This window comes from Brevundimonas sp., assembly GCF_032017145.1.
In the GTDB taxonomy this organism is placed as follows: Bacteria; Pseudomonadota; Alphaproteobacteria; order Caulobacterales; family Caulobacteraceae; genus Brevundimonas.
Window position 1 is genome coordinate 20,113 of sequence record NZ_DALZQC010000031.1, and the last position, 11,421, is coordinate 31,533.

Consider the following 11,421-nt stretch of genomic DNA (forward strand, 5'->3'; position numbering starts at 1 on the left):
GCCTCTTTCCGCACCCGAGCGGAAAGGGGCCGTGCGTGATAAGAGACCGCATTCTGGAGACGCACCGATGACGAAGCCGCGCTGGATGGTGACCCTGGGGGCGATGCTGGCGGCGTCGTGGCTGGGCCTGGCCGGGGGCGCGCGCGCCCAGGACTTCACCGTCGCGGTCGTGCCGGACACCCAGAACTATTCCGACGTGACGATGGCCCAGCCGCGCGGCGAAGACACCTTCGCCCTGGAGATGCAGTATCTGGTCGATCAGCGCGAGGCCAAGAACATCGCCTTCGTCACCTTCGTCGGCGACATCGTTCAGCACGGCGACGGGCGTTTCCGCATCGCAGCCATGGGCGACGCGCCGGCGCGGATCATGGACACCCGGGCCGAATGGGACATCGCCAACCGCGCCGTTTCGATCCTGAGCCGCAGCGGCGTGCCGTTCGGCATGTCGCCGGGCAATCACGACTACGACAACTATTCCTGGTGGTCGGAGGCCGGCGGACCGGGCGCGTCGCGACCCCTGTCCGGCGGTCGCGCCTGGGGCTTCTATTTCGGGCCGACGTCGCCTCATTTCGCCGGCAGGGACTGGTACGGGGGCGCGTCCGCCAATGGGCTGAACAGCTGGCAGACCTTCGTCGGCGACGGGCAGCGGTATCTGCATCTGTCGCTGGAGATGGACCCGTCCGCCGGCGTTCTGGACTGGGCGCAGGGGGTCGTGGACGCCCATCCCGGCCTGCCGGTCATCGTCACCACCCACGAATGGCTGTCGCCCAGCATGACCGGCGAAACCCAGCGCGGCGACAGCACCGCCAACAGCTTCGCCGGGACCGATCACGTGTCGCCGGATCAGGTTTGGGATCGCTTCATCCGCAAGAACCCCATGATCTTCCTGGTTCTGAGCGGACACGCCTATCTGCCTGCGGTCGACGGGGTCTCGCTGGGCGAGAACCTGAGGATCGACCGCAACGACGCGGGCCATCCCGTCTATCAGGTGCTTCAGGACTATCAGGCCAATACGGTCGGCCCGGACGGGCAGGCGGGTTCGGCTAACGGCGGCGGCGGCTGGCTGAGGTTCATCCGCTTCGACGTGGCGCGGCGCAAGATGCATTTCTACACCTATTCGCCGCTGCTGGACCGCTACGCCGGTCGGGACGGGGAGGCGACCTTCGGCGTGGCGCCCGGGCTGTCCGATTTCGAACTGGATTTCCCGCCGCAAATCCCGGCGAAGCGCTGAGACGCCGAAGCGGCGCTGCGGCTGGTGAAGGCCAGTCATTCCAAGGGGGGGGAGACGATGGTGGGTGATCACAGGTTCGAACTGTGGACCCGCTGATTAAGAGACGCTGTAAGTACATTGAAATGAAAGCACAAAAGCTCCAAACAGGATCAGGCTGATATGAGCAATTTCAATGGGTTACAGCGACTTTTCCAAATGGAATTCGCGATGGTGCCAGTTTGGTAACTCGTTGAAATTATTCAGTTTGGGCATGCTCATTCACAGCCGACGCCGTCACCATCCCGATCTAAGTGCCGTCCATAACCGGGATCGCCTCTACGCACGGGAGCCGCACCTGCGGCACGGGCCGCAGTGCAGTTCGCAAACGCGCCGCTAGACGGGGGCGACGACCTCAAGCCCCGTGGACGAGAGGGCGGCGATGAGCTTGCGCCCGCACGATGGCAGTGGTAACCGCCCCGCTTGCGGTCATTGTGGCATCCCTCTGCGTTCAGTCTGCCGGAATGCGCAGCTACAGCTATCGGTACCGCTGAGGCCGCAATGGCGACGAACGCAATAAAGAATTTCATGTCGATGCCCCGTGCCAGGCTTAACAGCTCACAACTTTTGCGCGTCCAGCTCGCGTCGTTTGGTCACCGATTAGGAAAGGCTTCGTCGAGACTATCGATTGCCATTTGAAGCGGAGCCTTAAGGCGCATCAGCGCCACGGCAGGTAGGAGCTGATCTCGTCGCGAAGCTCGTAGCACCGCTGATAATACGGCGTCTGAGTGCTGGATCAGGCGCACCAGATTTTCGCCGCTGGGCCCGTTACGGCCATCAAACCAGTTTCGCACCGCACGTTCATTTGCGTTGGTAATGAGGCCGACCGCCTTGCGCGCAGAGGGACTCGCGCCCCATTCCTCGCGAAGTGCTCCAGCAATCAACTGCGGGAAGGCCTGCATCGACGCCTCCTGATGGAGAAGTTTTCCGATTTTGGGCTGAAGTTTTCAGACCATCTTTTGAAACGACATCCGGTCGGACTGCCGCTACGGCTCGATTCTCACCGCCATTCGGACGGGTGTAACTGGCGTGCATTATGGACCCAATGGGCGTTCAGCACGAGATGGGGGCCGCGAAATCAGTGCGGGCGGCTCAGTACGTCCGTATGTCGACGGAGCATCAAAAGTACTCAACCGAAAACCAATCTGAGGCCATCGCGGCCTACGCGGCTCGACGTGGGTTTGATGTCGTTCGGACCTACACAGACGCTGGCAAGAGCGGACTAAGGCTTGATGGGCGAGCGGCTTTGCAAGAGCTGATCGCCGACGTTCGAAACGGCGCTCCGGGATTTGAGGCTATCCTCGTTTATGATGTCAGCCGTTGGGGTCGTTTCCAGGATGCCGACGAGAGCGCTTATTACGAGTTCATCTGCCGAGAGGCTGGGCTGTCGGTGCATTACTGTGCTGAGCAGTTTGAGAACGACGGCAGCCTAAGCGCGACAATCATCAAGAGCATGAAGCGCGCGATGGCGGGGGAGTATAGTCGCGAGCTCTCCGCAAAGGTCTTTGCTGGTCAGTGTCGCCTCATCACGCTGGGTTTTCGGCAAGGTGGTGCGGCTGGATATGGTCTGCGTCGGCAACTGGTTGATGAGCATTTGTCGCCGAAAGGTCTGCTTGAGCGAGGCGAGCAAAAGAGCATTCAAACCGATCGTGTGGTGCTCACCCCCGGGCCGCCCGAGGAAGTCGAAGTCGTTCGACGTCTCTATCGGATGTTCGTCGTTCAGCGTCGCTCAGAAAGCGAAATTGCTACGGTGCTGAACGGGGAGGGCCGGCTTACGGATTTGGGGCGTCCCTGGACCCGCGGCACGGTCCACCAGGTTCTTACGAACGAAAAGTACATCGGCAACAATGTCTACAACCGCTCTTCCTTTAAGTTGAAGGCAAAGCGCGTTGTGAACGATCCAGACAACTGGGTGCGTCGCGACGGTGCGTTCGAAGGGATCGTTGAGCCGGACTTTTTCGAGGCTGCACAGCGCATCATCCAGGCCAGGTGCGTGCGATACAGTGACGAAGAGCTGCTGGCTCGGTTGTCTGACCTGCTGGCGAAAAAGGGATGGCTATCGGGGCTCGTGATCGACGAAGTCGATGACATGCCGTCAAGCTCGGCATTTCGCCACCGGTTCGGGAGCCTCGTCCGCGCTTACCAACTGATCGGCTATTCGCCAGCTCGCGACTATCGCTACATCGAAATCAATCAGGCGCTCAGAGCGATCCATCCGGATGTCATCGCGCAGGTCATTGATGGGATCACACGGGGCGGGGCCGTTGTCGCAGAAGACCCGTCAAATGGACTGCTCACCATCAATGACGAGTTCACCGCATCGGTGGTGATCGTCCGCTGCCTCGAGACGCCGGCGGGCGGACTGCGTTGGAAAATCCGGCTGGATCAGGGGCTACGCCCCGACATCACCATTGCAGTGCGCATGGAGGTCGGGAACGCTGAAATCCGTGACTACTACCTGCTCCCCTGGTTCGAGTGTGGCGCGGATCCAAGCATGAGGTTGGCGCCCGACAATGGCGTGCTGCTGGACTCGTTTCGCTTCGACACACTCGACGCGTTCTTCGATCTCACGCAGCGGGTGGAGGTCTATGCAGCATGACCGACGTCGCTGAAATTCGTCTCATCCCGGTCAATGACATCACGGTGCTGAACCCCCGCGCCCGAAACAAGAGAGTGTTTCAGGAGCTGGTGACCAGCATCGAGCATCTCGGGCTCAAAAGGCCGATCACCGTCAGTCAGCGGCCCGGTCGATCGCGCTACGATCTTGTCTGCGGTCAAGGGCGGCTGGAGGCGTTCATCGCGCTTGGCCAAGAGCAGATCCCGGCCGTGTTGATCGATGCCGCCGAGGAAGACTGTTTTGTGATGAGCTTGGTCGAAAACCTTGCTCGTCGACAGCACACACCGCTCGAGCTGGTCCGAGCCATCGGATCGCTTCGAGAGCGGGGGTACAGCCACAGTGAGATCGCCGCGAAGGTTGATTACAGCACGGAATATGTTGGGGCGATCTGCCATCTTTTGGAGAACGGCGAAGAGAAGCTGATCTCAGCGGTCGAGCGCGGCGTGATCCCTCACACTGTCGCTATGGAGATCGCGCATTCCAAGGAAGGGGAGGTGCAGCGCGCTTTGGCTCAGGCCTTCGAAGAAAAGGCTATTCCGGGCAATCAGGTTTTGGCCATTCGCCACATTATCGAGCAGCGCAGCACAAGCGGCAAAGGGATCCACAATCGCAATCGTGGCGTCCGCAATCAAAAACCGATCACGGCCGACACGCTTGTTCGGTCGCTACAACGCGAGACGGAACGTCGCGAGACCTTTGTGAGACGGGCCTCCCTAACGCGCACGCGTCTCGTGTTTGTCGTCAATGCACTGAAGCATCTGCTTGCCGATGATCATTTCGCTGCGCTTATGCGCGCTGAAGGGATCACCAATCTTCCGTCCGCGCTCGCGGCGCGCGTCGGTTTGGAGCATCCGTGATGGCCTCCGTCAAAATCGCCTTCCAGGAACGCGTTCGATCTATCTCTTTCGATCGCATTCTGCCCTCCAAGATGCTGTCGGCGGCGGTCACCGAAAGCGCAAAGTACAAGCGCATCGCCGCATCGATCTTAGAAGTGGGTTTGGTCGAGCCGCTGATCCTCGCCGAAGCCCGGTCAGGCGATGCCTTCACTCTTCTCGACGGCCACGTGCGATTGGCCGTGTTGAAGGAGCAGGGCGCAGCGGAAGCGCGATGCATCGTCGCCAAGGACGACGAGGCCTTTACCTACAATAAACGCGTCAATCGGCTTCAACCGATTCAAGAGCACTACATGATTGTTCGCGCCATCGAGCGAGGGGTATCCGAAGCCAAACTCGCGCGGGCGCTCAATGTCGATGTCGGTTCAATTCGCGCCAGACGTCACATGCTCAACGGGATTCATGACGACGTCGCTGAGCTGCTCAAGGACAAGCCCGTCGGCATCAATGCCTTTCAGAAGCTGCGCAAGATGAAAGCTATGCGTCAGCTCGAAGTTGCGGAGTTGATGATCTCGGCAAATAACTACAGCGCCACATATGCCAGGGCGCTTCTGGTCACGACCAAACCAGCCGATCTCGTGAAGCCCGAAGCGAAGGCAATACGCGGCGTCAGCCCGGAACAGATCGAGCGGCTTGAGCGGGAGCTCGCTGCGGTGTCTGAAGACTTTCACGAGCTGGAGACAGCGTTTGGCGACGACACGCTGCTGCTGGTCATCGCGGCAGGCTTTTTGGAGCGGTTGCTCACCAAACGGTCGATCGAAACCTTTCTCGCAAACTCGCATCGCGAGATGCTTGAGACCTTCCGATCCGTTGTCGCAGCAACCTCGTTAGACCCTCCCGCCCAAGCGGCTTGAGCACGCCTAAGGGGACCGGGACCCTTCAAGCGCCGGGACCACCGGAGAAGCCGTCGGCGGAGGCGGATCAAGGGTGGTGGCGGGGATGACGGCGATCCCGTTCGGAGCCCGCTAGGATGGGCGTCATCTGCCCATCTAGGGTCGGTCCGGCGGGCCGACCCGCCGTCGCGAAGGGGTGCCAAACTCGAAGACAGTCACGCTCGACTGAGGTCGATTTGGCGTCTCAGTGTACATTCATGCAAATGCACTGGCGTCGGATGTGGTGCGTTTCAGCTTGCCGCCGCACGCCGAGATTGCGACAGTACCGCTAAGCCCTGCATGTTAAAACGAGGGCGGGGGGACTGAAGTGAAGCCTGACAAACTGACGATCCACGACCTCTTTCAGAAGGAGCGTCGCTATGTCGTTCCGCTCTATCAGAGAGCCTATGTGTGGAACGAAGAGGGTCAATGGGAGCCGCTCTGGGAAGACATCGAGCGGCAAGCCGAGGCCTGCCTAGAGAGCGAGGGGCTTGTCGCTAAGCGATCGCATTTCCTCGGCGCGATCGTGCTCAATGTTTCAAAGATCGTGGGGGCGGGGGTCGCGCGATCTGAGGTCATCGACGGTCAGCAGCGGCTTACAACACTGCAGATTTTCATCGCTGCGCTTCGCGATTTCTCTGGGATGGCCGGCTCGCATCACCTCGCGAAGCTGAAACGTCTCACCGTCAACGAAGACGAGAAACTTGGAAGCGACGGTTCTTTCAAAGTTTGGCCTACGAATGCTGATCGCGCACTGTTCAAAACCGTGCTGAGCGCCGGGTCGCCCGAAAGCTTGCTAAAGTCCCTAGGCGTTGCAGCCGGTAAGGCCCCCCGACTGGCTTCGGCCTATCTGTATTTTTCCCGCCAGATCGCTACGTTCGTCGGAAGCGATATCGACGAAGACGGTCGCGATCACCGTATTCTCGCGCTGCTGCAGGCTCTGCGGACGTCGCTGCAGTTGGTGGTGATCGAACTAGAAGACGGCGATGACCCTCAAGTCATTTTCGAGACGCTCAACGCGCGCGGTCAGCCGCTCCTGCCGTCTGACCTGATCCGCAACTACATCTTTTTGAATGCTAGTCACGATGCCAGCATCGACGCCGACGCTCTCTATGATGGCTACTGGCGAATATTTGATGACGAGCGCGTCGAGAAGCCGGTCAACGGAGAGACGCGCTTTTGGCATATCGAAGAGCGCCAGGGGCGTCTCAAGCGCCCCCGCATCGACCTCTTCCTATTCCACTATCTCGTCATGCAGACTGAGCACGATCTCAACATCGGTCAGCTCTTCAGCGAGTTCCGTGATTGGCGGGCAAGGTCAGACGACACCGTCGAGGCTCTGCTGCAGGACCTTCGTTTCCACAGCGCCAATTTCCGATCTCTGATCGAGCCGTCCGGAGATGGAAGGGTTGCGTTGCTGGCCCGTCGGCTGAAATCGCTCGACAACAGCACGGTCTATCCTCTTCTGCTCTATGTCCTGGGACTTTCCGCTGAACGATTGTCGGTCGTTCAACGCGACCGGATCCTTGACGACCTAGAATCCTGGTTGATTCGGCGCTTCGTCTGCCAGTTGACGAATAAGAGCTACAATCGCTTCTTCGTGGCTCTGCTCGCAAAGTTGAAGCGTGCTGGTGATGACGTCGATCTCGCAGATGTGGTGCGTGAGGAGCTGTCTCGTTCGCGCGAAGTCACTGCTCGCTGGCCGTCCGACGAAGAGTTTCTTGCTGCGTGGCTGACTAAACCGCTCTACGCCAAGTCACGGCCTGACCGAAGCGTGATGGTTTTACGCGCCATCGAGCGCCAAATTCGAACCAAGCGGAACGAGAATGTCGGCCTTCCGGAATGGCTCAGCGTCGAACATCTGCTCCCCCAAAAAGGGGAGCTGGAAGACTATCCGATCCCAACCGACCTTGAGCTGCCTGAGGGAGAAACCGGAGAGCGACGGCGCGAGCGGCTGATCCACACGGCTGGCAATCTTACGCTGCTGACGACAGAGCTGAATGCGTCGGCCAGCAATGGCGCTTGGCCGACCAAGACCAAGAAAATTGCAATCGACAGCGACCTACGCCTGAACGCTTGGCTGCGTGTCGAACCGCCCTCGACCTGGGCCGAACACGACATCATCGCGAGGGGACGAGAACTCTTCGAGTTCGCCAGAACGATTTGGCCGCGCCCTCAGTCGGACACAGATGAAGAGCTGCCGTCCAGTGACGATGAGCCTGATGATGCCGCCGAAAAGGGGGTTTGGCGTTTCACTGACGCAGAGCTGCTGCAGAAGACGCGCGCCGCGATGACGCAGGCTTTAGCGACGCGGGAAGGGGTCTCGCTCATGAGCGATGGCGTCGCGCGCCGTAAAACCGCTGACGGCGCCATGCGCGTGGCTCTCTCCATTTCGAAGCTCTACGAGGACCGCCCGGACTTTCCCTACTGGTATGCGTATCACCCCGATCAAGACGAGTATCTGGGCGGGGCGGAGAAGGGGTTCTTCGTTCTCGGATGCATGGATCGCGATGAGGCCTTTGCCATCCCGCTCGATGTGATGCGGCCGCTTGTCGGGCTACTGAATTCGACGACGCGCGAGGACAGCGGGCGAGTGCACTACCACGTGCATCTTGCTGAGCGAGACGGGGCGCTGGCGCTGCTGCTGCCGAAGGCGTCTTCGCATCTCAGCGTCGCACCGTTTCGGCTTTCCCTGACCCCCGCGAGCCAACCGGAAGCGGTCTCAGTGTAGATGGGGGAAATCGCACTCAGCTTGATCGCCTCGTCCATCTAAAAATCTGTTTGGTGGAATCTGGCAAACTTTCAAGCAAGACAGCCGTGAGGTGTTCACAATGCTCAAGACGTTCAAAGAATTCATTGGCTGGAGCAAGGTGAAGCTGCTCCCCGTTCCGTTAGGAGAGATAGACGAAAGCCCATTGTCGATAGGCATTGTGTACGTCTGGTCTGAGCATGACGGTCAGGCTTCTCGTCTCCTCACAGAGGCGATAGGCAACAGGAAAATGCACTTAATCGGCCAATACTCGGTGCGCTACGATCCCCCCAGAGCAGCTAGCACGGGTGCTGGCAAGAAAATGAAGGGCGACTGGCATCTGTTCGATCATTCAGGTGAGATTGCTGCGTGGGACACAGACAGCAAAGCGAGGCACGGATTTCCGGCCGGCACGAAGATTCCGCGGCCAGCGTATAAGGAGCTTATCAGGAAGCACGGAAGCCTGACCGGACTAAAGGGGCGGATCCTAGAAGACGTATCTCAAGCAGTGGCCGGGAAGCAGTCCAAGCCGCCCACCGTCGCTGATTTGTCCGCTGCGTTCCCAATCGTTGCGAAAACGCCGGGGCTGCGAGAGGGTATCGAAGCCCTCGTTAGGGCGTCAGTTGAGTTTGAAGCCGAGCAGTGCGCGCGAACGGCGGAGGCAATGGACGATGGAAGGACAACCAATCGGCAAGAGCTTTCGTTGGAGGCCTCTGCGAGCCTTTTTGGGATGAAGGGCGCGGCCCATACGATCGCATTTCGGATCCGCGAACGCCAAGAGGTGCGCCGCGCACTTGCCCACTCAGAGTGACAGCTATGCTGCACCGCGATCGCATAGTGCACATTCGGAAAATCGCACTGAGCGCGAAAAAGATGCCGGACTTTCTCTGGCGAAGCCTGCCGAATGCTGGCGGGCACGGTGGGGATTATCATCTCTTTCGCCGGCCTCTTTTAAGCTACCTGAAGCCCAATCTGAGGTGGTAGAACGGCACAGTGCAATGGGGGCAAACTTGAAAAAATTGATGCTGGCGGCTTCGATTGCCGCGTCTTTTCTGAGCGCTTCTTGCGGCGACAAAGCCCCGACACCCCCAGCCGGAACGGACGAGGAAATTTCTGCCGTTGCTTTACAGCCGAATGCTCGGTGTATTGCTCCTGAGACTGTTGAGCAGCTCAAAACGATGGCATTCGATGCAGCCCGACGTCTGTCGACCGCCGATCCCGTTCGGATGAACGATCTCCAACGGCAGTCAATCGCCAAGCTAGAGATGCCGCTTTTGAACGCGCACGATCAGACGTTGGATCGAACAACCTGTTCGGGCCGTCTTCGCATTGAAGTGCCCGTCGGCGCCCGCAGTCTGTTCGGTCCTGATGACCTCGTCGCCGATGTGACCTACTCAATGCAACCAGCTGCAGATGGAACCGGGCTTGTCTACCAAGTGGATCAGTTTGGGCGCATTCCAGGTCTGATTGGCTATGCCGATCTGAGTCAGTTCAACCAAAGCCGCTCCGGAAGTTCTGCACCGGCGACCGCGCCATCACTCAGTGTCCAGCCATCTGCGTCTGTCGGAACCGCCAGCTTCGATTGCCGCCGCGCTCGCACATCGGTCGAGCAGATGATTTGTGCAGACCCTGGTTTAGGCGAACTCGATCGTCAAATGGCAGCCGCCTATGCGCGCCGGCGCCAAGCTCAGCCGGGATCTGGCAGTGAGCAGACTGCGTGGATCGCGATACGCAACACGTGCTCGGATACTGGCTGCCTATACAAAGTGTACGAAGATCGGATCGGTCAACTCAGCGACTGACTGAGTTCTCGCCTTTGAGCCTCAGACCTTCGAGTGCATTTGGAGATCAGCGTGAAACCCATCCCCTTCATCGCGCTCGGTTGCCTTCTGCTGGTCAGCTGCGACCGATCGCCTAAACCAAAAGCGCCCGCAGACCCCGCTGGCGCTCAAGCTAGACCAGCAGCTGCTGCCGTCGCGCCAACGGCGGATCCGCTCACCCCGGATCAGCTTACCGCGCTGGCGTTCAGAACCGCGTGGGGCGGGCCGCCCCCGATCGCGCGTGAGGAAGGCACAGGTAACCAGGCCGACACGCGAACCTATCGGTCTGGCAAGCTCGTTGCGCTGGAGGCCGGCCGATACGCTCTCATCTCGGACGGGCAGGGTGGGGAGGGCCACGTCAATGCAGGCTCACTCTCCATCCACTATTTGCAGCGCACCGGAGACAGCTTCACGCGCATTGGCAGCTGGCCAGGGTTTCTCGTTTCGGGGACGTGGGGAGCCCCGCCGACGTGGAAGATCAGAACTGACTTGACGCCATCGCCGACGCTGGTCGCAGACGCTGGCGGGACCTGGCAGGGCTACACCTGCACCTGGGCGCACGTCATCGAACTTACCCCCGACAAGCCCGTCGTGCGGATCGATCAGATTCCGACCTCCTACAGCGACGGCGGGGCGCGCGAAGAGGCAGAGACCAAGAGCATGGAGGGGGTCTTGTTGCCTGGCCAGAAGGGCAAGTCGATGCGGGTTCGCTACACGGGTGATGTGGCTGCGATGGTCGTCTACGCCAAGGTCGGCGAGAGCTATGACCCCGTAAATCTGCCGGAGCTGCTGACCTGCTGAACTGCCAAAATGCTGTCTCAGGGTAGATGTGGAGAAATGCACTGAGAGACGACGCTGGGATGGCAAATGTTTCGAGCGGACTCAAAGTGGCACGCAGGCAAGTCCGTAACGGTGCCAGCATCAATGATTTTTGTGAGCACCAACGCGTTTGATCGGAAGCTTGTGCTCCCGGACGTCCGCAAGGTGGTTCCTTTGCCACCTGTAACCTTTAGAGCGCTTTCGCAGCGGCTAATGAGGCGAGGAGCCAATGCAAACCAAAGAGAAGTTCGTCGCCTTCATCGACATACTTGGATTCTCGAGCCTCGTTGAGAAGGCTGATTCAGAGGGCGAAGATCTGACCAAAATCCTGATCCTCCCTCGGTTTGGTGGACACCCATGCTAGCTTTTCGGAGCTGGAGAGGA

General features: G+C 59.6%; 10 protein-coding genes. 8 read left to right on the forward strand and 2 right to left on the reverse strand.

Annotated elements, in window-relative coordinates:
• The first annotated feature begins 67 nt into the window (after positions 1-67).
• Positions 68-1,231, forward strand: coding sequence for a metallophosphoesterase (locus RTU05_RS07405; RefSeq protein ID WP_312597033.1), 1,164 nt, complete (start codon positions 68-70; stop codon positions 1,229-1,231).
• A gap of 254 nt (positions 1,232-1,485) precedes the next feature.
• Here RTU05_RS07405 and RTU05_RS07410 read toward each other — a convergent pair whose 3' ends face one another.
• On the reverse strand, positions 1,486-1,797 hold the full coding sequence (locus RTU05_RS07410) for an excalibur calcium-binding domain-containing protein (RefSeq protein WP_312597036.1): 312 nt from the start codon (positions 1,795-1,797) through the stop codon (positions 1,486-1,488).
• 63 nt (positions 1,798-1,860) lie between these two features.
• Positions 1,861-2,169: a hypothetical protein gene (locus RTU05_RS07415; RefSeq protein ID WP_312597038.1), complete on the reverse strand. Its 309-nt coding sequence runs from the start codon at positions 2,167-2,169 to the stop codon at positions 1,861-1,863.
• A gap of 143 nt (positions 2,170-2,312) precedes the next feature.
• Between RTU05_RS07415 and RTU05_RS07420 the strand changes: the two genes are divergently transcribed.
• The 7 genes from RTU05_RS07420 to RTU05_RS07450 all read left to right on the forward strand — a co-directional run bounded on the left by RTU05_RS07420 (position 2,313) and on the right by RTU05_RS07450 (position 11,019).
• Positions 2,313-3,866, forward strand: coding sequence for a recombinase family protein (locus RTU05_RS07420; RefSeq protein WP_312597040.1), 1,554 nt, complete (start codon positions 2,313-2,315; stop codon positions 3,864-3,866).
• Complete coding sequence (locus RTU05_RS07425) at positions 3,863-4,741, forward strand: plasmid partitioning protein RepB C-terminal domain-containing protein (protein WP_039248036.1); 879 nt, start codon at positions 3,863-3,865, stop codon at positions 4,739-4,741. Before RTU05_RS07420 ends, RTU05_RS07425 begins: the two co-directional genes overlap by 4 nt.
• Positions 4,741-5,631: a plasmid partitioning protein RepB C-terminal domain-containing protein gene (locus RTU05_RS07430; protein ID WP_312597042.1), complete on the forward strand. Its 891-nt coding sequence runs from the start codon at positions 4,741-4,743 to the stop codon at positions 5,629-5,631. Before RTU05_RS07425 ends, RTU05_RS07430 begins: the two co-directional genes overlap by 1 nt.
• A 346-nt stretch (positions 5,632-5,977) precedes the next feature.
• Positions 5,978-8,380 (forward strand): DUF262 domain-containing HNH endonuclease family protein, encoded by a 2,403-nt coding sequence (locus RTU05_RS07435; RefSeq protein ID WP_312597043.1) that lies wholly within the window; start codon positions 5,978-5,980, stop codon positions 8,378-8,380.
• A gap of 100 nt (positions 8,381-8,480) precedes the next feature.
• The gene (locus tag RTU05_RS07440) at positions 8,481-9,209 is read left to right on the forward strand and encodes a hypothetical protein (RefSeq protein WP_312597044.1); all 729 of its coding nucleotides are present in this window, start codon (positions 8,481-8,483) and stop codon (positions 9,207-9,209) included.
• Between the two features lie 199 nt (positions 9,210-9,408).
• The gene (locus RTU05_RS07445) at positions 9,409-10,200 is read left to right on the forward strand and encodes a hypothetical protein (RefSeq protein WP_312597045.1); all 792 of its coding nucleotides are present in this window, start codon (positions 9,409-9,411) and stop codon (positions 10,198-10,200) included.
• A 507-nt stretch (positions 10,201-10,707) separates the two neighbouring features.
• Positions 10,708-11,019, forward strand: a complete 312-nt coding sequence (locus RTU05_RS07450; protein ID WP_312597047.1) for a hypothetical protein — start codon at positions 10,708-10,710, stop codon at positions 11,017-11,019.
• Positions 11,020-11,421: the final 402 nt, after the last annotated feature.